The organism is Ferrovibrio sp. GW821-FHT12D07, assembly GCF_058807275.1.
The window spans coordinates 367080-390477 of the sequence record NZ_JBXAQN010000001.1 but is presented as its reverse complement, the minus strand read 5'-3'; the positions used below and the strand labels follow the sequence as shown (position 1 = coordinate 390477).

Below are 23398 nucleotides of genomic sequence, written 5' to 3'. Positions count from 1 at the left end.
GCGATGACCGATTTTCAGCCTGTCCTGCGTGGGAAATGGGCATGGTCCGGGGGTATCCGCCGCGCGGATCGAAAGCGCCGTCGTATTTTCCGGAATTGAGTGCGACTGCCGCTTTTCTCCCCGGTTTTTTTCCGATTAAATCGAACAGAACCGGTTTCCGGTCGTTGCTCTCGTCGCGGAGAAACATGATCCCTTGACCGCTTTTGACGAGATGGATACCGGCCCACTAGCCGGCCAGAGCCAGTCCCAGGCTGGCCAGTCCCGTAGCCAGTCGCAGTCCCAAGGGGTCCGCCCTCCCTATCAGGATTACAAGCGCTGGCTCGATGCCGCGCCCGGCGACATGCTGGCCCGCCGCCGGCTGGAAGCCGACCTGCTGTTCCGCCGGCTCGGCATCACCTTTGCTGTCTATGGCGAGGGCGGCGACACCGAACGCCTGATCCCCTTCGACATCGTGCCCCGCATCATCGCCGCCAAGGAATGGCGCAAGCTGCGCCGCGGCCTGAAGCAGCGCGTGCGCGCGCTCAACGCCTTCCTCGACGATATCTACCACAAGCGCGAAATCCTGCGCGCCGGCACGATCCCCGAGGACCTGATCCTCAAGAACGCCGCTTACGTGAATCACATGCGTGGCGTGAAGATCGCGCGCCAGACCTATACCCATATCGCCGGCATCGACGTGGTGCGTACCGGCGAGAATGATTTCTACGTGCTGGAAGACAACTGCCGCACGCCGTCGGGCGTCTCCTACATGCTGGAGAACCGCGAGGCGATGATGCGCCTCTTCCCCGACCTGTTTGCCGCCGTGCGCGTGGCGCCGGTCGGCCATTATCCCGATGCGCTGCTGCAGACCCTGCGCGAAAGCGCGCCGCCGACCTGCGAGGGTGAGCCCACGGTCGCCCTGCTCACGCCCGGCGTCTACAACTCGGCTTATTTCGAGCATGTCTTCCTGGCCGAGCAGATGGGCATCGAGCTGGTCGAGGGCGGCGATCTCGTCGTCAAGGACGACATCGTCTACATGCGCACCGTCGGCGGCCTGAAGCGCGTCGACGTGATCTATCGCCGGCTGGATGACGACTTCCTCGATCCGAAAGTCTTCCGCAAGGATTCGATGATCGGCGTGCCCGGCATCTTCGCAGCTTACAAAGCCGGGAACGTGACGTTATCCAACGCGGTCGGCACCGGCGTCGCCGACGACAAGTCGATCTATCCCTACGTGCCCGACATGGTGCGCTTCTATCTCGGCGAGGAGCCGCTGCTGGCCAATGTGCCGACCTATGTGCTGCGCCGCCCCGATGACCTGAAATACACGCTGGAGCATCTGGACGAGCTGGTGGTGAAGGAAGTGCATGGCTCGGGCGGCTACGGCATGCTGGTGGGCCCGAAGTCGTCGAAGGCCGAGATCGAGGCCTTCCGCGCCAAGATCGTAGCCAAGCCGGAAGCCTATATCGCGCAGCCGACACTGGCGCTCAGCACCTGCCCCACCTTTGTCGAAAGCGGCATCGCGCCGCGCCATGTCGATTTGCGGCCGTTTGTGCTCAGCGGTGAAACCATGCGCGTCGTACCTGGCGGCCTGACCCGCGTGGCGCTGCGTGAAGGCTCGCTGGTGGTGAATTCCAGCCAGGGCGGCGGCACCAAGGATACCTGGGTGCTGGAAGATGCGCCCGACATCACCGAAGGCGAGGACTGAGATGCTCAGCCGCGCCGCCGATAACCTTTACTGGATGACGCGCTATGTCGAGCGCACCGAAGCCATGGCCCGTATCCTGGGCGTGGCGCATCGCATGAGCATGCAGTCGACCCATGGCGGCGTCCGCAACGACGAATGGGAAGCTGCCCTGATCATCGCCGGCTGCGACAAGTCGTTCGCGCTGCATGGCGGCCCGGCGACCCGGCGCGCGGTGATCGACTTCCTGGCCTTTGCGCCCGACAACCCGTCGTCCATCCATGCCTGCCTCAAGGCCGGCCGCGAGAATGCCCGCGCCATGCGGGCGCAGATCACGTCGGAAGCTTGGGAAAGCATCAACGCCTCCTGGCTGGAAATGCGCACCTTCAGCATGGCCAAGGTGGAGGCCGATGGGTTCTCGACCTTCTTCGACTGGGTGCGCGAACGCAGCCAGCTGTTCCGCGGCGTGGCCGAAGGCACCATGCAGCGCGACGATGCCTATCGCTTCATGCGGCTGGGGACGCTGCTGGAACGCGCGGATTCCACCGCGCGTATCCTGGATGTGAAATATCACGTGCTGCTGCCCTCGCCCGGCGATATCGGTGGTGCGGTCGACTATTACCAGTGGGGCGCGCTGCTGCGCTCGGTCTCGGCTTTCCGCATCTACCGCCAGATCTACCGTGACTCGATCCGGCCGCTGAAGGTGGCCGAACTGCTGGTGCTGCGCGAGGATTTCCCGCGCAGCCTGCATGCCTGCTTCGCCGAGATCGTGCAGATTCTGCAATACCTGCGCGAAAGCTATCGCCGCGACTATCCGTCGGTGCGACTGGCCGAGAGCATGCTGCTCAAACTGCGCTATGACGCGATCGAGACCATTTTCACCGACGGCCTGCACGAATACCTGACCAACCTGATCGATACCAATATCGAACTGGGTGCGGCGATTGCCCGCGATTTCATGCAGCCGAACTAAAAGCGTGGCTGGGCCGTTTATGGGGACAGGAGACTGCCGCCATGCTCGACTTCATCCGCCGCTTCGCCCTTGCCGGCGTCATCGTCTTCGGCCTCAGCTTCGCCGGCTGGGTGACCCATCTCTATGTCTGCTTCACCCAGAATGAATGGGGCTTCCTGATCGCCGGCGCGATCTTCTTCCCCATCGGCGTGATCCATGGCTGGGGTAGCTGGTTCGGCATCTGGTGAGCCGTATTACCGTCTGAATACCTTGACCCGGGCTCGCGCGCCTTGCTTTGATGCAGGCGGGATTTCAGTCTGGGGACGGGTTTTCAACAATGACCTATTGCGTCGGCCTTCTGCTGCACGACGGCATCGTGATGCTGTCCGACAGCCGCACCAATGCCGGCGTGGATTCGATCTCCACCTTCGGCAAGATGTATACCTGGGAACAGCCGGGCGACCGCGCCATCGCGCTGATGACGGCAGGCAACCTGTCGCTCAGCCAGTCGGTCGTCACCTTGCTGAAGGAAGGCTTCGAGGACGAAGACGGCAAGCCCTGCAACCTGATGCAGGCCGCCAGCATGTTCGAGGCTGCCGGCATGGTTGGCGCCGCCATCCGTGAAGTGGCGCGCCGCGACGGCGAAGGCCTGAAGCAGCAGGGCGTCGAGCCCAACCTGTCGATGCTGCTGGGCGGCCAGATCGGGGCGAAGCCGCATGAGCTGTACATGCTCTACTACGCCGGCAACTTCATCCGCGCCACGCAGGACACGCCCTTCCTGCAGATCGGTGAGATCAAATACGGCAAGCCGATCCTCGACCGCGTCATCACGCCGGACACGCCGTTGCTGCAGGCGGCGAAATGCGCGCTGGTGTCGATGGACTCGACCCTGCGCTCGAATATCTCGGTGGGGCTGCCGCTTGATCTGGCGGTGCTGCACAAGGACGCGCTGCAATTCGCCCTGCGCAAACGCATCACCGACCAGGATGCCTACTTCGCCAGCATCCGCGGCCTGTGGGGCGAAGGCCTGCGCAAGGTCTTCCTCACCATCCCCGATCCGGACTGGTCGCTGTAGGCAGCCGCTAGTTCAGGCCGCCCTTGCGGCCGGCCCCAGTTTTCTAATTGAGGCCGCCCTTGCGGCCAGCCTCTGCGGCGCGCGCCCGGTCATTGGCGAAATTGCCGCCGCTTTCCGATCCGCCCTTGCGGCCGGCGGCCGCTGCACGTTCCGGATCGTTGCGGAAATTGCCGCCGCTTTCCTGGCCGCCCTTGCGGCCGGCCTGCGCCGCCAATGTGCGGTTCTGCGAGAAACTGCGTTTGGAATCCGGCACGCTCTGGCCGCCTTTCGACGCGATGGCGCGCTGCCGCTCGGGGTCCATGGCGGCGAAACCGCGCGGCGCCTTGCGGGGGGCTTCCGGTTTGCTGTCCTCCCGGTTTTCGAACGGAGGTTTGTTCTCGAACTCCCGGGACCCGGATTTGAACTCGGACATGCCATCTCTCCCTGTACTGACTGAAGGATGACGCGGCCAGACAGAGCCGGCGTCACCGGGTCAACACAAGCAGGGCGAGCCTGTTCCAAAAAAAGCGGGGCCGCAGAATTGCGTCTGCGGCCCCGTTTGAATGTCGCGGAATACCGCGGTTTAGATCAGCTGCGCAGATGCGCCAGCGCTGCGGCTGGCACCGGCATCAGCCCGCCTGCACCTGGCGGCTGCCACTGGAAGCGCAGCGTGGCTGAACCGCGCTTCTGGAAGAACTGCACCGTGATCGGATACCAGCCGCTCTCCGCGATGGTGACCTCGGTGGTCGGCGACAGGTGGGTGGCGTGGATATAGGGGTCGTCGACCACACGGGTCTGGTCGATGGTGATGCGCAGGCCGTCATTGGAATAGGCGGCGAAGCGATAGATGCCGGCTTCCAGCTGGATCAGGCCGCTCATATGGATGTAGTGCAGTTCGTTGCGCTGGGAGTCCCACATCGCGCCGCTGCCGGAGTCCAGATCAAGCTGCAGCACCGGCTGGCCGGCGCGACCGCGCGCCAGTTCGGCGGCGGTGCGCGGCATGTTGTCGACATGCTCGAGCTCACCGGTGAAATACAGCGGCTTGAGGCCGGGACTGAGCTGGGTGGCGGCCGGTTGCGGCGATACCAGCTTGGGCGGCGTGGAGGGCGGCTGGTAACCGCCGGTGCCGCAGGCGGCCAGTCCGAGCGCGAGGGCCAGGCCCATAAGGATTTTGGAAAAGCGCATGATATCCCCCGTTGTCTGGCCTGAAGCCTAGCAAGCTGGGGATGGGCCCGACAAGTCACCTTCGGCTGATGGGAACTGGCGAATGGGGACCTCAGCCGCGCTCCAGCAGCGCGCTCATGGACTGGCGTGCACGCGCCACGCGGCTTTTCACCGTGCCGATATTGCAGCGCCAGCGCCGCGCCACCTGTTTGTAGGATTTGCCCTCGCCCGCCACCATGATCAGCGCCTCGCGATGGCGCGGCGGCAGGTCCTGCATCAGGTCGGCCACTTCCTTCAGCTCCAGCTTGCTCTGCTGCGCGGGCGGCACCGGCACCTGCTCGGCGATCAGGCCTTCGGAATCGCGCACCTCGCGTTTGCGGCTGCGCAGGTGATTGAAATAGACGTTGCGCAGGATGACATGCAGCCAGGCGCGCAGGTTGGTGCCGGGCTCGAAACTGTCGCGCCGCGCCCAGGCCTTGGTCAGCGTCTCCTGCGTCAGGTCCTCGGCCAGGCTGCGGTTGCGGCTCAGCACACGGGCGCGCCGCTGCAGCAATGGAATCTCGCGCAGGAAGGCGCTGCGAAACCCACGCTCGTTCGACTTGTTTTTCTGGGTGGTGGTCTCGGCGCGTTCTTTAACATCGACATCGGACATCGGCCTACCCCGGTACGAAAGCACATGGACGGCAGGTCACCGATCGTGACAGCACGGCGGCCTGGGTTCAGCATGAGCGGGTCCGGCCTGCAGTCGACATGAGGCCAGACCGGAAGCGCTTAACAAAACTGCTGCGCTTCCAATCGGTTCCGCTCCAGCTTCAATCGCTGGTTGGGAGAATTCCAGGGTTTTTACTTGGAGAGATCGAGTGTGATGATGATCGGCGCGTGATCGGAGGCCTTTTCCATCCCGCGCATCGCCTTGATCACCTGCGCGGCCTTGAGCTGCGGCTGCAGATTGGGGCTGATCCAGACATGATCGAGGCGCCGGCCCTTGTCGGCGGCCTCCCAGTTGGCGGAGCGATAGCTCCACCAGGAATACAGCTTCTGGTCATCGGGCACGAAGTGGCGCACGGCATCGACCCAGCCGCGTGCTGCCTGCATCTTCAGCATGCCTTCGGTCTCGATCGGCGTATGGCTGACGATCTTCAGCAGCTGTTTGTGCGACCAGACGTCATGTTCCAGCGGCGCGATATTCAGGTCGCCGACCAGGATTTCCTTGCCGCCCTTTTTCTTGAGCGCAGCCGACCACTTGGTCATGCCAGCCAGAACCTCCAGCTTGTGCGCGAACTTGTCGTTGGCGACCGGATCGGGAATGTCGCCGCCGGCGGGCACGTAATAGTTATGCAGGATGGTGCCGTCGCCAAGTTCGGCGGCGATATGGCGGCGGTCGTCGCGGCCGGCGAGGTTCAGCTTTTCCTTCAGCTTGATCGCGGCCTTGGCGAAGATCGCCACGCCGTTATAGCCGGGCTGGCCATGGATCAGGCGATGGGCATAGCCGCGCTGCTCGAACAGCTCATGCGGAAACTCGTCATCCCGCACCTTGGTTTCCTGCAGGCACAGGATGTCGGGATCGTGCTGCTTGAGGAAAGCGCCCATCAGGTCGAGGCGCGCCCGCACCGAGTTGATGTTCCAGGTGGCGAGCTTGATGGCGGTCGTGGCGGGTTTCTTCGGCATGACGATGTTCTAGCGCAAAGCGGTGCGGCAGACTAGGCGGCCGGTGCCTGTTCGGCCTTGCCGCGCAAGGTAAGCAGGGCGACGACCAGTGTGGCCACGGCGCAGGCGGCGATGCCCGCGGTCATGCCAAGGCTGGTGCCGCCGACGATCTTGCCGCTGACGCCGATGGCCACCGCGCCGATGGCCAGCTGCAGGGTTGCCATCAGCGACGAGGCCATGCCGGCCGCCTCGCCATAGGATTCCAGCGCCAGCACCGAGGCCGTGGGCAGCATGATGCCGAGGCAGCCATAACCCAGAAACAGCATTGCCATCATCAGGATCAGGCTGTTGAAGCCGGCGAGCTTCAGGCCATAGGCCGTGCCCATCGCCAGTGTGAAGCCGATGATCGAGGGCATGATCAGCCGGGCGAGGCCATAGCGCGCGCCGAGCCAGCCGCAGAACTGCGCGGCGAAGAAGAAGGCCGCAGCGTTCAGCGAAAACGTGATGCTGAAGCCGCTGGGCGACAGGCCGTATTCGCCGATCATAACGAAGGGCGCGTTGCCCAGGAAGATGAAGAAGGCCGAGATGGCGAAGCTGCCGGCCATCGTCAGGCCCATGAAGGTGCGATCGGTCAGCAGCTGGCCGGCCGTCTTCAGCATGCCGCCGATGCTGCTTTCGGCGCGTTGCTGGGCTGAACGCGTCTCGGGCACCATGATCAGGCCCAGGATGCCGGCCAGCACGGCGATGCCGGCGACAAACCAGAAGACGGTGCGCCAGCCGGTCGCCTCGATGATCAGGCTGCCGAAGAACGGCGCCAGCAGCGGCGACACGCTGAACACCAGCATCAGCAGGCCGAGCAGCTTGGCCTCTTCCACGCCGCTGTGCAGGTCGCGCACGATGGCGCGCGGGATCACGATGCCGGCCGCACCGCCCAGGCCCTGCAGCAGGCGGAAGGCGATCAGCGTCTCGACTGTGTCGGCCAATGCGCAGCCCACGCTGGCGATGATGAACAGCACCACGCCGAAATACAGTGGCGGCCGGCGGCCGGTCATGTCCGAGATCGGGCCGAAGACCAGCTGGCCGCAGGCGAAAGTGATGAAGAAGGCCGTCAGGCTCATCAGCACCGCATCGGGATTGGCATTCAGCGTGGCGCCGATCGAGGGCAGCGCCGGCAGATACATGTCGATGGCGAACGGTCCGATGGCGGTCAGCAGGCCGAGGATCAGCGCGTTGCGCAGGAAGGCCGGGGCCGCATGGGTCTGGGGGGCAAGCTGGTTCATGAAATACGCTCTGATCTGTCTGGGAGTTTTGTTTTTACGATTTTGAACTGTGCCATATACCGCCGCGGCAGCGGCTTGGCCACCCGTGATTTGTCACGATGCAATCGGTGTCACATTTATGCATCAGGCGTTATGTCAGACCCTGTCAGGTATTCCGGGAGAGACTGCCATGCCGATGCATCTGGACGGATCATGCCGCTGCGGTGCGGTGGTCTTCAACCTCGACAGCCACACCCCGGTGCCCTACCAGCTTTGCTATTGCACAATCTGCCGCAAGACCGCCGGCGGTGGCGGCTTCGCCATCAACCTGGGCGGCAATGCCAAAAGCCTGACCATCACCAAGGGAAAACGCAGCATCGGCGTCTATCGCGCCGAGATCTGCGATGACGACGGCGACAATTGCGAGGTCAGCACGGGCGAGCGCAATTTCTGTAAACACTGCGCCACCGCGCTGTGGCTCTACGATCCGCGCTGGCCCGCGCTGATCCATCCTTTCGCCTCGGCTATCGACACGCCGCTGCCGAAGCCCAAATCAAAGGTGCATCTGATGCTGCGCTACAAGGCCGACTGGGTGAAGCCGCAGGTCGGCCGCAGCGACGAGCGCTACGACCTCTACCCCAAGCTGTCGCTCGCCGACTGGCACAGGAAGCACAAGGTCTGGGTGAAGTAGCTCAGGCCAGGTTGGTCTTCATCTGGATGGGATCGTAGTAGAAGCGCTCGCGCCAGACCTTGTCGCCTTTCCAGGTCTGGTGCGCCAGTTCCTCGATGCGGCGCTTGCTGCCGTCCTTGAACTCGAAATGGAAGATCCAGTGGATCACCACGGTGTCGCCCTCGATCAGCACCGGGCGCACGCATTCGGTCTGCACGGTCTTGGCACGATCCAGCACCGCACGCTCATGGGCGACCAGCGTGTCGCGGCCCTGGCGCGGCGGCGTGTTGAGGTTTTCCTGCATGGTGGCGTCGTCGGCGTAATAGCGCTCGATCGCCAGGTCATGCTGGTTGGATTCCACCAGTGCCACGAAAGCGTCGACCGTTTCACGGCTCGGCATCGTTTCTCTCTCCCTACAGTGTTCTGACAACAGACTATGACAGAATGCCGCAGCCCTGTGCTGCCCTTTGGTAGCGAGGCGCGGCCATTCGTCACATCGGATATGAAAAGGTTATGGCGCACTATATGGACGTTCCGTAAGGACATAGCGCCGTCAGGACAGACCATGCAGACCCAGCCCGTTGCCCCCATGCACAGCCGCAGCGACAAGATCTTCGCCGTCGCCATCACCCTGGCGCTGGTCGGCGCCCTGGGCGGCGCCGTGTATATGGCGCTGCGCTTCTGGCATGGCATGTCGGGCGATTTCGATCCGTCGGCAAGCTGGCCGCTGTTCTGGGGCGTGAGCTTGAGCCTGGTGCTCGGCGGCCTGGTGGTCGGGATTTTCCTCTACGGCCGCAGCCGCGAGATCAAGGGCGAAGAGCGCAGCGCCGCCCGCCTGAAGGACTGATCCTGAAGGATTGACGCTTCAGAACAGGTTCAACGTATTGCCGACCACGCCGAGTGGCAGACGGCCCATCTCGAACAGCTTGAACTTCATCGCGAACGGGTGGTCGGCCTCGGCATTGGCCGCCAGCACCAGGGCGGCTTGATAGGCCGCCTGGGTCGCCGCCCCCGCCGCCACTTTCAGCAATTCCGGATCGCTCACGCCATGGCGGGCCGCCGCCTTCATGGCGCGCTCATGCGCCACTTCGCCGGCGCGCGTCGAGACATGCTCCAGCGCCACTTCCAGATCGTGTTCGTCGTTGAACTGTAGTGCCTCTTCATAGAGCGCGCGACGCATCTGTTCCTCGGCCTGCCACCAGTCATCGTCCCAGTCGGGCGCCTGCGCCGCATCCGAGGCCGCCAGCCAGTTCTCGACGCCGGCGATCTGCGTCCCGTCGAAGCCCACACCCGCGACATAGTTTTCGGCGATCTGCAGTTCCTGCGTCGTCAGCGGCCGGCCGACGGCGCTGAACCAGGTGAGGCTGCCGACCAGGCGCGCCAGCCGCGCCACCGCGCGCAGGCCATCCAGATCGTCGCCCTCGCGGAAATCCTGCGCGCCAAGGGTGACGAAGTCGTCTTCGTCTTCCTCGTCGTCGTTGGCCACTTCTACCAGTTTGTGAATCTTGGTCATCGCGCGCGCCCTACCGGTTGCCGCGGCTTTCGCGCCACAGGCCCAGCTTCTTCTGCACCGGACGGTCGGAGAAGCTGAACAGCACGGCATCGCTGCCCGGCGCGTGATGGCGATGCGGCACCCAGCTCGGGATCACGAAGGTGTCGCGCTTGCGCCATTCAAATGTCTGCTGATCGGCACCCTCGCCCACGAGCGTATGGCCTTCGCCTTCCACCACGCTGAACACGGTGGCGTCCGACGAGCGATAGCGCTCGCTGGCAAAGCCCTTGGGCAGCAGCTGCATGAAGGTGCCAATTGTCGGCATGGCGCTGTCGCCGGTTGCCGGATTCACATACTGCACTTTGAGGCCGTGGCACGGGTCCCATTCATTGGTGCGGCGCATGGTCTCCAGCGCCTCGCGCGTGCGTGCGTAAGGATAGTTGAAGACCGGCGAGGTCGGCACGCGCACTTCATGATCGACCGGCAGCAGCCCGGAGCCGTAGCGCGCGAGGCTGTCGCCCGTCGGGCGCGACAGCGGCTGGCTGTCTTCGGGATATTTTTCCGAGAAGGAACAATCGAGCGCCTGCACCAGCGGAATGTCGAGGCCGTCCATCCACACCATCGGCCTGTCGCTGTCATTGCCGTGATCGTGCCAGGTCCAGCTCGGCGTGATGACGAAGTCGCCTTCACGCATGATGGTCTTCTCGCCATCCACGGCGGTATAGGCGCCATCGCCTTCGACGATGAAGCGCAGCGCCGACTGGGTATGGCGATGCGACGGCGCGACCTCGCCGGGAAGAATCAGCTGCAGGCCGGCATAGAGCGAGGTGGTGATGCGCGACTGGCCCGGCATGCCCGGGTTTTCCAGGATCAGCACGCGGCGCTCGGCTTCCTTGGCCGTGATCAGGCGGCCGGCTTCCATCACGTCGTCGCGGATATCGTCGTAATGCCACAGCGCCGGCTGGCAGGCGCTCTTGGGCTGCGGGATCACCAGGCCATGCAGCACTTCCCACAGCGGCGCCAGCTTGCGGCCGCCGATCTTGTCGTAATAGGCCTTGCGCTGCTGCATCACAGCAGGGTCGATGGTGGGATGCTGGGTCATGGTGTCCTCGTCCCGCCTCTCCAGGGCGGATGACGCATACACTATCAGACGACTGATTATTCGCGAACCGGTCTGATGCTGAAAAGCGGACAAAAGAAAACGCCCGGTCGGGGGGCGAGCCGGGCGTTTCGCGCATATGAACTACTGCGCCATAGAGGCATCAAAGGGGGGGATCTTCGATGCCGGCAACGGCAAGGCGCCGTTGTCATGCTTTCGATATGGGATATCTCGCGCGAATTTCAAAGGGGGATGCGGAATTTTCGGGATCGCATTTTCGTGAATGTGGCCGCCCTGCATGGCTGCGGTTGCAGGCATGTTGCACAATCGCCTGATATTCCACATCTTCCGTTTTCCGCCATGCAGACATCGCATGGCAGCCACACGGTTGATGCAGTGAAGAATCAATGCGTGGCGGGCATTTCCGGATCGATCAGGCGGTAGCCCAGGCGCGGCTCGGTGAGCAGGAAGCGCGGCTCGTCCGGATCCTTCTCCAGTTTGCAGCGCACCTTGCGTGCCAGCACGCGCAGCGCCTGTCGCATCTCGGCATTGTCGTTGCCCCAGAGCGTGATGGTGAGCTGCTTGGTGCCGACCGGCTGGCCGCTTTTCTGCGCCAGCATCTTCACGAAGCGTGCTTCCATCGGCGACAGGCGCACTGGCCGGTCGTCGCGCCGGGTATCGCCGGTCAGCGGATCGATCAGGAAAGGTCCGACGGTGACGATCTTGGCGCCGCCGTTCACGGTGCCGGTTTCCTGGCCGCGGCGCAGCGCGGCGCGCACGCGCGCCAGCAGTTCGCCGGCATCGAAGGGCTTGGTGACGTAATCGTCGGCGCCAAGGTCGAGGGCGCGAATCTTGGCGTCCACTTCTTCCTGGCCCGACAGAATGATCACCGGCATGGGCGATGTCTGGCGCAGGCGCTCCAGCACCTCGAAGCCGCTGATGCCTGGCAGGCCGAGATCGAGCAGCAGCAGGTCGGCCTCAGCCGTCTTGCCCAGGCCGTCCTCGCCGTTGACGGTTTCCAGGACGTCGTAGCTGGCCGCTTCCAGGGCGGCGCGTAGCGCGGCGCGCACAGGCGTTGAATCCTCGATCAGTAGAATGCTGTGCCGTTCTGGCTTGCGCGGGGATCCCAGAGTCGCCTCCCTCTTGTCTGCACACCGGTTTATCCGGCGGTCCTAACCCATAAGGAATAGGTTACCGAAAAATAATCTCTTCGCCCAGCGGTAAACAACCGGGGCGAAACAGGCAGAAATTGCGGAAGGCAGAATGGATTTTTGCGGTTGTCCGCGATTTATGCCGTCAGGCTTACGCCTGTATGATCGGCAGGCCGGCGCCGATATCGACAAACTGCCGCAAGTCGCCGCGCTGGCGCAGCGGGTCGGTGCTGGTCGCGCCCCGGGCCAGATCGGGCAGGCGGCTGGTGACCGCCAGCAGCTGTACCGGCGCACCCTCGTCATCGGGCAGGATCGGCAGGGCGAACTGCTGGATGCGATGCTGGCTGCCGTCGCTCTGGACGATGGCATGAATGCCGGCAATGCCGCAGGGCTGGGTCACCGCAGTCCAGAACATCGCGCCGCGCGAGGCCTGCAGTTCGGGTTCGGCCAGGGCAATGAAATTGCGGCCGGTCAGGCGTTGGCCCACCAGGCGTTCGATGTCGCTGCCGGCCAGACGGAAGACGGCGCGTTGCGGATTGACCACATCAAGCAGCGACAGCGCCGGCATCAGGCGCGCGATCGATACCAGATTCATGTCGCAGCGTCGCGGCAGCAGACGGTCGCCGCGCCAGCTTTTCCACGCGGCCATGAGATGCAGGCTCTCCGGTGAAAGCGCGTTTCCCTGCACGTGTTCGGGTGCGGGCAGCGGCACTGCGCCATCCAGTCGCTTGTTGAGCAAGATGCGCAGGGCCGCGATATCCGCGGTGTTTTGCGGACTCATGATTCTGCGCCTCCATTGGCGTGAATCGAAGCGTCGGCCGGCAGGCCGGCGCCGATATCGATGAACTGCAGGCCTTCGCCTTCGGCATAGGAGCGTGGCGCCATCTGCCATTCGCCCTCGGCCGGCATCAGCGGCGTGGCGCAGGCGAGCACCAGCGATGGCGTGGTGCTGCCCGGCATGCACAGCGGCGCAGAGACCAGTTCGACTGGCAGCATGCCGCCGGCGCTGGTCTCCAGCCAGTAGTAGATGACGGCGGCGCAGGGCTGCGTCACTTCGGCCAGCAGCAGCGCGGCGCGCTGGCGGCGGTTATCGGTCGTGGTGAGATCGAGATAGTTGCGGCCGGCCAGGTCGGTGCCCAGCAGGTCGCCGATGGTGGTGCCGGCGAAATGGATCGGCATGTCATCGGGGCTGCGGATTTCCAGCAGCAGGCAGCGCGTCAGCAGGTCGCCGAGCCGGCCGGTATCCATGACGCTGCGTTGCGGCACGAGGCCACCGCCGCGCCAGCGATGCCATTCTGCGAAGAAACGGCGGCTGGGCTCGGTCAGCGGGTTGGGGAGGCTGGCCACGAAATCCATGCTCCAGACCCTACCAAAAACCACGGGCACTGACGCCGTTATGAATCGGTAATGTGCTGAAAACTTGGGGAAAAACAGAATTGATCAGAATCCCGTCCCGGTAGCTGCCGGCGCTGCGCTAAACCCTCCGCTTGACCTTCCCATGATGGGAAGCCTTATCTAGATCAGCAGTCCGCACTGCCTGAAGGCTTCCCGATGACCGCCGTTTCCCCGCCCATCCTGGCCCCGTCGGCCGCGCCCGCCTCGTCCAGCCTGTCCCTGGCGATTTCCGGCATGACCTGCGCTTCCTGCGCCGGCCGGGTCGAGACGGCGCTGGCCAATGTGCCGGGCGTGACCGCGGCCAGCGTCAACCTCGCCGGCGAAAGCGCGCGCATCCTGGGCTCGGCCACAGTACCGGCGCTGATCGAGGCGGTGCGCAGGGCCGGCTATGACGCGCGGCCGCTCACGGCGATGACCGCTCAGGATGACGGCAACGCGGAAGCAGCGCTGACGCGCGAAGCACAGCTCGCCCTGCTGGCGCTGCTGCTCGCGCTGCCGCTGCTCGGCGGCATGCTGGCCGAAGTGCTGGGCATCCATAACCGCATGCTGCCGCCATGGCTGCAGTTTGCCATCGCCACGCCGGTGCAGGTCCTGCTCGGCTGGCGGTTCTATCGCGGCGCGTTTGCGGCGCTGCGCGCGCGCAGCGGCAACATGGATCTGCTGGTGGCGCTGGGCACCACGGCGGCCTGGGGCCTGAGCGTGTGGAACTGGTATGTCGCCGCGCCGCATATCGCCCATGATGTGATGCCGCATCTCTATTTCGAGGCCAGCGTCGCCATCATCGCCTTTGTGCGTCTGGGCAAGTGGCTGGAGCTGCGCGCCAAGCGCCAGACGGTGTCGGCGCTGCGGGCGTTGATGCGGCTGCATCCGGTGACGGCGCGGCGTCGCCTGGTCGATGGCACCGAGGAAGAGATCGACGCTGCGCTGCTGCGCCGCGATGACGTGATTCTGGTGCGCGCCGGCGAGGCCTTTGCCGCCGATGGTGATGTGCTGGAAGGACGCGGCAGCGTCGATGAATCGATGCTGACCGGTGAAAGCCTGCCGGTGGAAAAGATCGCGGGCGCCGCCGTGCATGCCGGCACCATCAACCGCGACGGCCTGCTGGTGGTGCGCGTGGCGGCAACCGGACAGGAAACCATGCTCGGTCGCATCGTGCGCCTGATCGAAACCGCACAGGGGTCGAAGGCGCCGGTGCAGAAGCGCGTCGACCAGATCAGTGCCATCTTCGTGCCGGCCGTGCTGTTCCTCGCGCTGATCACCTTCACCCTGACGCTCTCTTTAAGTGGCGGCGATGCCGAACGTGCGCTGCTGCAGGCCGTTGCCGTGCTGGTGATCGCCTGTCCCTGCGCGCTCGGTCTGGCCACGCCGGCCGCATTGATGGTCGGCACCGGGCTGGCGGCGAAGTACGGCATCCTGGTGCGTGATGCCGAGGCGCTGGAAGCCGCGCGCGACATCACGCTGGTGGCTTTCGACAAGACCGGCACGCTGACCAAAGGCCGCCCGGCGGTGACGGATGTTGTTGCTGTAGACAGCGATGCGGAAGCGCTGCTGCATCTGGCGGCCAGCCTGCAGGCAGGGTCGCAGCATCCGCTGGCGCAGGCTTTGCGCCGCCATGCTGGCATGAAGGCCCTGCTCCCGGTGGAGGAGTTCCGCGATCTGCCGGGCTATGGCGTCAGCGGTCTGATCGAAGGCCGGCCGATGCTGCTGGGCCGCGAGGCGCTGATGCTGATGCAGGGCATCGATACGGCGGCCCTGCATGACAGGGCCGATGCATTGGCCACACAAGGCTATACGGTCTCCTGGCTCGCCAGCCTGCCCGAACGCCGTGCGCTCGGCCTGATCGCCTTTGGCGATACGCTGAAAGACGCGGCGCCGGCTGCCATTGCGCGGCTGCACGCCATGGGCATCCGCACGCTGCTGCTGTCGGGCGACAATGCGGGTGCGGCGCGCGCCGTGGCCGCGCAGCTCGGCATCGAGACGGTGGAAGCACGGCTGTTGCCACAGGAGAAGGCGGCCCGTATCGCCGCCCTGCAGAAACAGGGCGAGAGAGTCGCCATGGTCGGCGACGGCATCAACGATGCCCCGGCGCTGACCACCGCCCATATCGGCATCGCCATCGGTCCCGATGAACACGGGGTGGGCGGCACCGATGTGGCGATGCAGGCGGCCGGCATCACCCTGATGCGCGGCAATCCGGCACTGGTTGCCGATGCGATCGCGATTGCGCGCGCGACCGATGCACGCATCCGCCAGAATCTCGGCTGGGCCTTCGCCTATAACCTGGTCGGCATTCCGCTGGCCGCTTTCGGGATGCTCAATCCGATGCTGGCCGGCGCGGCCATGGCGCTGTCCAGTGTCAGCGTGCTGGCCAACGCCCTGATGCTCAGGCGCTGGAAGCCCGCAGCGGAGGCGTCGTCATGAATATCGGTCAGGCCAGCGCCGCATCGGGCGTCACCGCCAAGATGATCCGCTATTACGAGAGCATCGGCCTGATGCCCGAGGCCGGCCGCACCGGCGGCGGCTATCGCGTCTATGAAACGCGCGATGTGCACCTGCTGCGCTTCATCCGCCGGTCCCGCGATCTCGGCTTCGCGCTGGAGGATATCCGCATGCTGCTGGGCCTGTGGCAGGATGGCGAGCGGCCTTCGGCGGCGGTGAAGGACATCGCGCTGCGCCATATTGACGACCTGACGCGCAAGATTTCAGAACTGCAGGCGATGAAGCGCAGCCTGCGCCATCTGGCCGACGCCTGCCATGGCGATGACCGGCCTGACTGCCCCATCCTCGATGACCTTGAAGGCGGACATGAAAAAGGCGGCGGGACCGAAGCCCCGCCGCCGCATTGTAAGCCCTAGAATCAGAACCAGCTGCGCAGGCCGATGCGGGCCACATGCTGGGTGGTGTCATCCAGGCCCTGCTCGCCGTCATTGATCCACTGGTAGCGATAGCTCGGCACGATCTCCAGACTCTTGGAAATCTGGTAGGCCAGGCCGGCTTCACCAAAGGCGGTGAGATCGGTGCTGTTGCCGTCGTTGCCGGCCAGCGTCACGCCGCCGGCGGTGGCGGCGTTGCGGTCGAGCCGCTGGTGCATCACACCGGCGCCAGCGCCCAGATAGGGGGTCATCGGCGAGCGGGTGTTGAAGTCGTAATAGGCGGCGCCGGTCGCCGAATACTGGTCGACGTCATCGCCCAGCGCACTACGGCTGGCACCGCGCCGCAGCTTGTCGAACTCGTAATTGCCGTAGCCGAGTTCGGCCTCCAGACGCAGCTGGTTGGGGAAGCGGTAGCCGTACTGGCCGAACAGGCCGTAGCCCGGGTTGCTCTGCAGTTCGAGGCTGTTGCCGCCATCGCGATCCTGCGGGATCAGGGCGCCGCCGCTGACGCCGCCATAGCTGCCGCTGCGCAGCGTGGTGTTGTCCTGGGCCATGGCTGGAACGACAGCCGTGGCGGCGAGAAGAGCAGCCGCAAAAGCGGCAGATGTGATGCGGGTGGCGATGCGTGACATGCGATGCAATCCTTTACACAAGTGGCGAGGGCTTGGGCTCTGCCTTGTTGCGTTGGCAGTTGCCGCTGATGTGGGGAGCCGAACGCGCCGCGCAAGGATATGCACCGTCATCGCGCTGAAAGGATCGGCGGCGTTGTAGTTGTGCAACAGTCGGGAACCGGAGGGGCTGCCGGGACGTTTTATCTCTCTTGTGCTCAGGCCAAGCTTGCGCTTCGCTGCACGTCGCCCTATCTCCGTGCCTGCAGTCTTATCTCAAAACGTGTGTCATGTCCCATACAGAAAAGCCGGTTCTCGAATCCGTCGACGCGCCATGGGCGACGGCGCTGGTGCTGGTCTGCTCGGAATGCGATGGCGGCAAGGGCGTCGAGCTGACGCAGGCGCTGAAGGACGAGATAAAGGCGCGCGACTTCAAGAAAGATGTGCGCGTCGCCCGCGTGCGCTGCCTCGGCATCTGCCCCAAGCGCGGCGTGGCGGTCACGGTGACGGGCGAAACCCGCCGTACCGAAAGCTATGTGGTGAACGCGAAGGACAAGGCGGCGGTGCCGGCGCTCTGTGCCGCAATCCTTCCCGCTACGGCATGATCCGGTACAGCTGCACGCCGTAAGGCTCGATGCGGTCGCGGAACAGGCCGCGCGCCGCATCCTGCTCCACCGGCGCATCATCATCCATCCGCGCGACCTTGGTGAAGGGCAGCGCGACGCGATAGGCTTCGCCGCGCGGCGCGGGATTGACCACGATCAGCAGATAGCCGCCGTCATGGCTTTTCAGCAGCGTGCGCAACAGGGGCGCGGCGTCGCGTTTTGTGTCGCTGCGGATGCCGACGCTGTAGCCGGTGGCGTCGGGCTGCAGCAGGGTCGGCGCGAGACGGGCGAAGCGCCGGTTCATCTGCGCGACGGCATCCCACAGGCGGCGCGCCGATGATGCCGCTTCCGCTGTCACCACCAGCGGCGCGATGCTGCCGGTGCGAATGCCGTAATCCAGCCGCGGCTGCGCGGTGATGCCCAGCGCGCCGGCATTGCGCGCGGCGTAATTATCCTCGCCCTGCCAGACCAGGCCGCTGGCGCCCGCGACAATGGCGGTCCAGGCCAGCACGCGCGCTTCCTGCGGTTCCAGCAGGCGCTCCTGCGGTTTGGCATAGGCGGGCAGCAGGGCCCAGACCGGGCGCGTGCGGCTCTGCCGCACCATGGCGGCGAAGCGGTCAGACAGCGCGGGATCGCGCGGCATGGGGACGACGGCGGCCGATGACGCATCCAGCAGGGCGGCATGGATCACGTCTTTCTGCGGCTGCAACAGTTGCACCCGCGATCCTTCGGCCGCTGCCAGCGTGGCGAGCAACGGCTGTTCCGGATCGGCGACGACGGCGTTGAAGTCGGCGATGAAGGCGGTATGGAAGCCGCGGTTGAGGCCGAGATTGTAATCGACCAGCGCGCCGCTCAGCGCCAGCGGGAAGAAAGAGCGTCCGGCCTCGAAGCGGTCGAGCAGCGCGCCGCTGCGGTCGGTATGCGGCACGCCGGCGAAGGACGGCGCGGGATGCAGGGACCGGATCGCTTCGGGGAAAGGATCGTAGTCGCGATAGGGATCGCCCGCACAAGCCGCCAGCAGCAGGATGGGCAGCAGCGCGAAAACCGCCTGCCGCATCGCCCGCATTCCCGTCATGCCGCGGTCAGTGATCGGTCTTTTTCTTTGCGGCCGGCTTGGTCTTGGACGCGCCATTGTCGATGGTGCCGTCCGAGACGGTTTCGTCATCGGGAATATGCGGATCCTTGCCATGACCCTCGGCATGCTCGGTCAGGCGGTCCATCCAGGCCAGCAGCACGCCGGAGATGACGAAGGTGAGATGAATGCCGACCAGCCAGGCCAGTTCGATATTGTTGCGTTCCTCGATATTCATGAAGGCGCGCAGCAGCTGGATCGCCGAGATGGCGACGATGCTGGCCACCAGCTTCAGCTTCATGCCCGAGTAATCGATCTTGCCCATCCAGCTCGGACGGTCCTTGTTGTCGCCGGTGTCAATCTTGGAGACGAAATTCTCGTAACCGGAGAAGATCACCAGCAGCAGCAGGTTGCCGGCCAGCGACAGGTCGATCAGCGACAGGATCGACAGTACGAGCTGGGATTCGGTCATAGAGAAGACGACCGGGATGGTGTGGAACAGCTCCTGCAAGAACTTGATCAGCAGCAGCAGCAGCGCAACGGCCAGGCCCATATAGAAGGGCGCCATGATCCAGCGGCTGGCAAACAGCATGCGCTCGACGAAATGTTCCAGATTCTGCCGCATAAGACTCCCTCGAAAAATCGCTGCACGCCACCTGAGACCGATATGCCGGGCCAGAGCCGAACGCATCAGGGATGTGCTGACGCGCAGGATACGGAAACGTGTACGCAGAGATATCACGATCCCGTGAAATAATACACTAATGGTATAACTCTAATCACCAACAGTACTGTAGGGGGAGACATTCACCAGCTGATCGACTCAGCCGACCAGACAGGACCGGAATGTTTTTGAAATCGCAGGATGTCGCTTTCTCGCCGTTGGCCTCGGAACAGCAAAAGGCTGTCGAGCAGCTGCGGGCGGAATATTTCGCCACCAGTGCCGGCGACAGTTTTTCGAAAATCCATTCCTTCATGCGCTTTGTGCGCCGGCAGGACTTCGCCAAGCTTTTCGCCTACAAGCAGCTCTTCGATGAAACGCGGGGGCTGGTGGGGTCGATAGCCGATTGCGGCGTCTACTGGGGTCAGGGCTTCCTGACCTACCTCAATCTCTGCGCCACCTTCGAGCCCTATAACTATCAATGCCGGGTTCTCGGCTTCGATACATTCGAAGGCAACACGGCGCTGGACAAGAATGACACCGACAGCGGCGTTGACCTGAAGAAGTACGGCTACGAAGCCGACAGTTACGAAGACCTGCAGAAAAGCCTGACCCTGTTCGACAAGGACCGGCCGCTTGGTCATCTTTCCAAATGGGAACTGATCAAGGGTGACCTGGCCGTCACGGCAGCTGCTTACGTTCAGGACAACCCTGAATGCCTGTTCCGCATCATTCATCTGTCGGTCAATCTCTACGAGCCGACGCTGCACGCCCTGAATGCTTTCCTGCCCCGACTGGTGCCCGGTGGTATCATCGCGGTGCATGGGCTGAACCATTCGACGAATGGTGCACAGCAGGCCCTGTTTGAAGTTTTACGCAAAAGCAACATGCCGGTCACATCGATCAGGACGGTCGATTACTATCCGAACGTCACCTATGTAGTGAAAGACTAGGTCATAGCATCGCTGGGCTTGCCAGTCGGTCACGGCAGGTCTAGATAGGGCGTATACGGCTTTTCCTTGCGGCGCAGCTTTTCATGCGCCGCGCAGCCTCACGTCGATCATGACCAGCCAGACGCCATCCACCGATCCGCATGCGGGTCCCGTCTATTTCAGCCACCAGGAAAAGATCGTCATCCTGTTCGGGCTGATGCTCGGCATGTTCCTGGCGGCGCTGGAGCAGACCATTGTCGCCACCGCACTGCCTGGCATCGCCGCCGACCTGCGCGATGCCGAGCATCTGAGCTGGGTGGTCTCGGCCTATCTGCTCACCTCCACGGCGGCGACGCCGATCTATGGCAAGCTGTCCGATCTCTATGGCCGCAAACGCATGCTGCAGGTGGCCATCACCATCTTCCTGATCACCTCGCTGCTCTGCGGCCTGGCGACGACGATGAAGGAGCTGGTGCTCTATCGTGCGCTGCAAGGCCTGGGCGGCGGCGGCCTGCTGGCGATGGCGCATGCCACCATCGCCGATGTGGTCAGCCCGCGCGAACGCGGCCGCTATCAGGGCTACATCGCCAGCGTGTTTGCAGTGGCCAGCGTCGCCGGCCCGGTGCTGGGCGGCCTGTTCACCGAACACTGGGGCTGGGCCTGGATTTTCTGGATCAACCTGCCCTTCGGTCTGGGTGCGCTGCTGATGGCGCAGAAGACGTTGAAGCGCCTGCCGGTCAAACGCCTGCGTCACAAGATCGACTATGCCGGCGCGGTGCTGATCGTCTCGGCGGTCTGCTGCATCCTGCTGATCACCACCATGGGCGGCAACGAGGTCGCGTGGGGTTCGCCGGTGATTGCCGGCCTCGGCGTCGCGGCGCTGCTGCTGTTTGCGGCCAGCGTCTGGCAGGAGCATCACGCGCCCGAGCCGATCCTGCCGCCGCGCCTGTTCCGCAATGCCGACTATGTCATCGCTATGGGTGCCAGCACGCTGCTGGCCATGGTGATGATCGGCAGCCTGGTCTACATGCCGCTGCTGCTGCAGATGGTCTACCAGATGACGGCGGGCGATGCCGGCCTGATGCTGATCCCGCTCACCTGCACGTCTGTCGCCGGCGCCATCACGGCGGGCCAGATCGCCAGCCGCACCGGCCGCTACAAGCGCTTTCCGCTGATCGGTCTGGGCTTCGTGCTGACGGCGATGCTGCTGCTCTCCACCGTCACGGCCGCGACGCCGCTCTGGCTCACCGCCATCTTCATGGCGATGTCTGGCTACGGCGTCGGCCTGTTCATGCCGATCATGCTGATGGCGGTGCAGAACACGGTCGAACATCGTGACCTTGGCGTCGGCACGGCTTCGGTGTCCTTCTTCCGCTCGATGGGCGGCTCGTTCGGCGTGGCCCTGTTTGGCGCGGTGCTGATCGGCCGCATGAACCAGCTCATCGGCGAACTGCCGGGTCATGAACTGCTGGGCGCGGCGCCGGCCGTGCGCCTGCTGCGCGCCGGCACGAGTGCACTGGCGGCCACGCCGCTACCCCTGCGCGAGGGCGTGGCGACCGCCCTGGCCGGCGCCTTCCAGACGGTGTTCCTGATCGGCGCGGCGGTGGCGGCCGTTGCCCTGGCGGTGATCTTCCGCCTGCGCGAAACCCCGTTGCGCTCCGGTCCGGCCGATGGCGCCAAAGCCGATCCCGTCGCCGCCGCCAGCAACAGCGTCGGTGTGCCGGCGGACTGACCAAGACTGATCCGGGAAATCGCGGTTTTGCCGGATAGCACCCCAAAGGTGCTTGCATGCGGCGGCGCATCTGGGCATGAGTCTCCGCCATGCTGTTTTCCCGCCCGCTCTCTCTTCTCTGCCTGACCGCCGCCGCCCTGCTGGGCATGGCCGCTCCGGCTGTCATTTCCGGGGCGCGCGCCGCCAATGTGGTGGTCGACCGTAACGCCATCCTGGTCGACGGTAAGCCCTTCGTGGCCGTGGGGGCTGCCGGCCAGAGCCGTTTCGGCCTGCTCAAGCAGCTGGGCGCCACCACGGTGCGCACCTATGGCGACGAGACCGGCTTCGTGCTGGACGAGGCGCAGAAGGCCGGCCTGATGGTGATCGCCGGCTTCTGGATGGAGCATCCGCGCCGCGGCTTCAGCTATCGCGATCTCTCGCAGGTCGGGCCGCAGCTGCAGAAGCTCACCGAGTTCGTCAATCGCCACAAGAATCATCCCGCCCTGCTGATGTGGGGCATCGGCAACGAGATCGAGTCCGATCTGAAGGACGACAGCGACGTCTGGCCCGCCATCGAGGAAGCCGCGCGCGTGGTGCGCCGTCTCGATCCCAATCATCCGACCATGGCGATCCTGGCCGAGACCGGCACCGACAAGATCGTCAAGCTGCGCAAGCATGCCCCCAGCATCCAGGTGCTGGGCGTGAACTCCTATGGCGAGGCGCTGCCGTCACTGCCGTCGCGCGTGCATGCGCAAGGCTGGCGCGGTCCGCTGATCGTCACCGAAATGGGCCCGCTGGGTCAGTGGCAGGCCCGGCGCACCGCCTGGGGCGCGGCGATCGAGCCGAGCAGCGACGAGAAGGCGGCAATGATGTCGCGCTGGTTCACGGCGCTGCAGCCGCAGGTGCAGGGCCAGATCGTGTTCTACTGGGGCCAGAAGCAGGAAGTGACGCCGACCTGGCACAGCCTGCTGTTGCAGGGCGGTGAGTATGGGCGTGTTGCAGAAGCAATGGCGGCGGCCTGGGGCGGCAACACGCCGCAGGGCAACCGCGCGCCGCGCATCGCGATGTTCCGTTTCCCGCAGGGCGATGAATGGAACAAGGATCAGGTCGGCCGCGCCGAACTCGCGGTCGAGGATCCGGACGGCGACCAGTATGGCGTGGTCTGGCAGGTGATGGCGGAAAGCACCGATCTGAAAACCGCAGGCGATGCCGAACAGGTGCCGCCGGTCTTCCCGCAGGCGGTGCGCGAGCCGGGCCCGAGAGGCGCGGTGATCGCGGGGCTGCAGCCGGGCAACTACCGCCTGTTCGTCACCGTGCGCGACGGCAAGGGCGCGGCCGGCACGGCGAATCTGCCATTCCGAATCAAGTAAGACCAGGCCGCATCACGTAA

General features: G+C 64.6%; 26 protein-coding genes. 12 read left to right on the top strand and 14 right to left on the bottom strand.

Annotated features, from left to right (window positions below; all coding sequences use genetic code 11):
* Positions 1-193 precede the first annotated feature (193 nt).
* The 4 genes from AC1RRE_RS01990 to AC1RRE_RS01975 all read left to right on the top strand — a co-directional run bounded on the left by AC1RRE_RS01990 (position 194) and on the right by AC1RRE_RS01975 (position 3690).
* The gene (locus AC1RRE_RS01990; protein WP_492979377.1) at positions 194-1687 is read left to right on the top strand and encodes a circularly permuted type 2 ATP-grasp protein; all 1494 of its coding nucleotides are present in this window, start codon (positions 194-196) and stop codon (positions 1685-1687) included.
* A gap of 1 nt (position 1688) precedes the next feature.
* Positions 1689-2636, top strand: coding sequence for an alpha-E domain-containing protein (locus AC1RRE_RS01985; protein ID WP_492979376.1), 948 nt, complete (start codon positions 1689-1691; stop codon positions 2634-2636).
* Between the two features lie 41 nt (positions 2637-2677).
* A complete protein-coding gene (locus AC1RRE_RS01980) occupies positions 2678-2863 on the top strand; it encodes a hypothetical protein (protein ID WP_492979375.1) in 186 nt (61 codons plus the stop codon).
* A gap of 89 nt (positions 2864-2952) precedes the next feature.
* On the top strand, positions 2953-3690 hold the full coding sequence (locus AC1RRE_RS01975; RefSeq protein ID WP_492979374.1) for a proteasome-type protease: 738 nt from the start codon (positions 2953-2955) through the stop codon (positions 3688-3690).
* 43 nt (positions 3691-3733) lie between these two features.
* Here AC1RRE_RS01975 and AC1RRE_RS01970 read toward each other — a convergent pair whose 3' ends face one another.
* The 5 genes from AC1RRE_RS01970 to AC1RRE_RS01950 form a co-directional block, all read right to left on the bottom strand.
* A complete protein-coding gene (locus AC1RRE_RS01970) occupies positions 3734-4102 on the bottom strand; it encodes a con-10 family general stress protein (protein ID WP_492979373.1) in 369 nt (122 codons plus the stop codon).
* Positions 4103-4257: 155 nt separating this feature from the next.
* Entirely contained in the window at positions 4258-4854 is a 597-nt protein-coding gene (locus AC1RRE_RS01965; RefSeq protein ID WP_492979372.1) for a PA14 domain-containing protein, read from the bottom strand.
* A 91-nt stretch (positions 4855-4945) separates the two neighbouring features.
* Positions 4946-5485, bottom strand: a complete 540-nt coding sequence (locus AC1RRE_RS01960) for a sigma-70 family RNA polymerase sigma factor (RefSeq protein WP_492979371.1) — start codon at positions 5483-5485, stop codon at positions 4946-4948.
* A 191-nt stretch (positions 5486-5676) separates the two neighbouring features.
* Positions 5677-6501 (bottom strand): exodeoxyribonuclease III, encoded by an 825-nt coding sequence (gene xth, locus AC1RRE_RS01955; protein ID WP_492979370.1) that lies wholly within the window; start codon positions 6499-6501, stop codon positions 5677-5679.
* A 32-nt stretch (positions 6502-6533) separates the two neighbouring features.
* Entirely contained in the window at positions 6534-7760 is a 1227-nt protein-coding gene (locus AC1RRE_RS01950) for a multidrug effflux MFS transporter (protein WP_492979369.1), read from the bottom strand.
* Positions 7761-7929: 169 nt separating this feature from the next.
* On the opposite strand from AC1RRE_RS01950, the gene AC1RRE_RS01945 reads away from it, so the two are divergent.
* Positions 7930-8430 carry a GFA family protein gene (locus tag AC1RRE_RS01945; protein ID WP_492979368.1) on the top strand — a complete coding sequence of 167 codons (501 nt, stop codon included), beginning with the start codon at positions 7930-7932 and terminating at the stop codon, positions 8428-8430.
* Between the two features lies 1 nt (position 8431).
* Here AC1RRE_RS01945 and AC1RRE_RS01940 read toward each other — a convergent pair whose 3' ends face one another.
* On the bottom strand, positions 8432-8809 hold the full coding sequence (locus tag AC1RRE_RS01940) for a nuclear transport factor 2 family protein (RefSeq protein WP_492979366.1): 378 nt from the start codon (positions 8807-8809) through the stop codon (positions 8432-8434).
* Between the two features lie 165 nt (positions 8810-8974).
* Here AC1RRE_RS01940 and AC1RRE_RS01935 point away from each other — a divergent pair, with 165 nt between their 5' ends.
* Complete coding sequence (locus tag AC1RRE_RS01935; RefSeq protein ID WP_492979365.1) at positions 8975-9256, top strand: hypothetical protein; 282 nt, start codon at positions 8975-8977, stop codon at positions 9254-9256.
* An 18-nt stretch (positions 9257-9274) separates the two neighbouring features.
* On the opposite strand, the gene AC1RRE_RS01930 is transcribed toward AC1RRE_RS01935, so the two are convergent.
* From AC1RRE_RS01930 to AC1RRE_RS01910, 5 genes are all read right to left on the bottom strand, one after another.
* Entirely contained in the window at positions 9275-9922 is a 648-nt protein-coding gene (locus AC1RRE_RS01930) for a hypothetical protein (RefSeq protein ID WP_492979364.1), read from the bottom strand.
* 10 nt (positions 9923-9932) lie between these two features.
* Positions 9933-11003: a gentisate 1,2-dioxygenase gene (gtdA, locus tag AC1RRE_RS01925; RefSeq protein ID WP_492979363.1), complete on the bottom strand. Its 1071-nt coding sequence runs from the start codon at positions 11001-11003 to the stop codon at positions 9933-9935.
* A gap of 401 nt (positions 11004-11404) precedes the next feature.
* Positions 11405-12088 carry a response regulator transcription factor gene (locus AC1RRE_RS01920; RefSeq protein ID WP_492981322.1) on the bottom strand — a complete coding sequence of 228 codons (684 nt, stop codon included), beginning with the start codon at positions 12086-12088 and terminating at the stop codon, positions 11405-11407.
* A gap of 214 nt (positions 12089-12302) precedes the next feature.
* The gene (locus tag AC1RRE_RS01915; RefSeq protein ID WP_492979362.1) at positions 12303-12932 is read right to left on the bottom strand and encodes a PAS domain-containing protein; all 630 of its coding nucleotides are present in this window, start codon (positions 12930-12932) and stop codon (positions 12303-12305) included.
* On the bottom strand, positions 12929-13507 hold the full coding sequence (locus AC1RRE_RS01910; protein WP_492979361.1) for a PAS domain-containing protein: 579 nt from the start codon (positions 13505-13507) through the stop codon (positions 12929-12931). Before AC1RRE_RS01910 ends, AC1RRE_RS01915 begins: the two co-directional genes overlap by 4 nt.
* Before the next feature lie 195 nt (positions 13508-13702).
* On the opposite strand from AC1RRE_RS01910, the gene AC1RRE_RS01905 reads away from it, so the two are divergent.
* Positions 13703-15967, top strand: a complete 2265-nt coding sequence (locus tag AC1RRE_RS01905; protein WP_492979360.1) for a heavy metal translocating P-type ATPase — start codon at positions 13703-13705, stop codon at positions 15965-15967.
* Positions 15964-16401, top strand: coding sequence for a Cu(I)-responsive transcriptional regulator (gene cueR, locus AC1RRE_RS01900; protein ID WP_492979359.1), 438 nt, complete (start codon positions 15964-15966; stop codon positions 16399-16401). Before AC1RRE_RS01905 ends, cueR begins: the two co-directional genes overlap by 4 nt.
* Before the next feature lie 2 nt (positions 16402-16403).
* On the opposite strand, the gene AC1RRE_RS01895 is transcribed toward cueR, so the two are convergent.
* Complete coding sequence (locus AC1RRE_RS01895; protein WP_492979358.1) at positions 16404-17051, bottom strand: outer membrane protein; 648 nt, start codon at positions 17049-17051, stop codon at positions 16404-16406.
* Positions 17052-17317: 266 nt separating this feature from the next.
* Here AC1RRE_RS01895 and AC1RRE_RS01890 point away from each other — a divergent pair, with 266 nt between their 5' ends.
* The gene (locus AC1RRE_RS01890; protein WP_492979357.1) at positions 17318-17632 is read left to right on the top strand and encodes a hypothetical protein; all 315 of its coding nucleotides are present in this window, start codon (positions 17318-17320) and stop codon (positions 17630-17632) included.
* Here the strand turns inward: AC1RRE_RS01890 and AC1RRE_RS01885 are convergent.
* Both AC1RRE_RS01885 and AC1RRE_RS01880 read right to left on the bottom strand, forming a co-directional pair.
* Positions 17622-18689, bottom strand: coding sequence for a hypothetical protein (locus tag AC1RRE_RS01885; RefSeq protein WP_492979356.1), 1068 nt, complete (start codon positions 18687-18689; stop codon positions 17622-17624). The genes AC1RRE_RS01890 and AC1RRE_RS01885 overlap by 11 nt on opposite strands.
* 25 nt (positions 18690-18714) lie before the next feature.
* Positions 18715-19329, bottom strand: coding sequence for a TIGR00645 family protein (locus AC1RRE_RS01880; RefSeq protein ID WP_492979355.1), 615 nt, complete (start codon positions 19327-19329; stop codon positions 18715-18717).
* 221 nt (positions 19330-19550) lie between these two features.
* On the opposite strand from AC1RRE_RS01880, the gene AC1RRE_RS01875 reads away from it, so the two are divergent.
* The 3 genes from AC1RRE_RS01875 (at position 19551) to AC1RRE_RS01865 (ending at position 23378) form a co-directional block, all read left to right on the top strand.
* Positions 19551-20318 carry a class I SAM-dependent methyltransferase gene (locus AC1RRE_RS01875; RefSeq protein ID WP_492979354.1) on the top strand — a complete coding sequence of 256 codons (768 nt, stop codon included), beginning with the start codon at positions 19551-19553 and terminating at the stop codon, positions 20316-20318.
* A 109-nt stretch (positions 20319-20427) separates the two neighbouring features.
* A complete protein-coding gene (locus AC1RRE_RS01870) occupies positions 20428-22029 on the top strand; it encodes an MDR family MFS transporter (protein WP_492979353.1) in 1602 nt (533 codons plus the stop codon).
* An 89-nt stretch (positions 22030-22118) separates the two neighbouring features.
* Complete coding sequence (locus tag AC1RRE_RS01865) at positions 22119-23378, top strand: glycoside hydrolase family 2 TIM barrel-domain containing protein (protein ID WP_492979352.1); 1260 nt, start codon at positions 22119-22121, stop codon at positions 23376-23378.
* Positions 23379-23398: the final 20 nt, after the last annotated feature.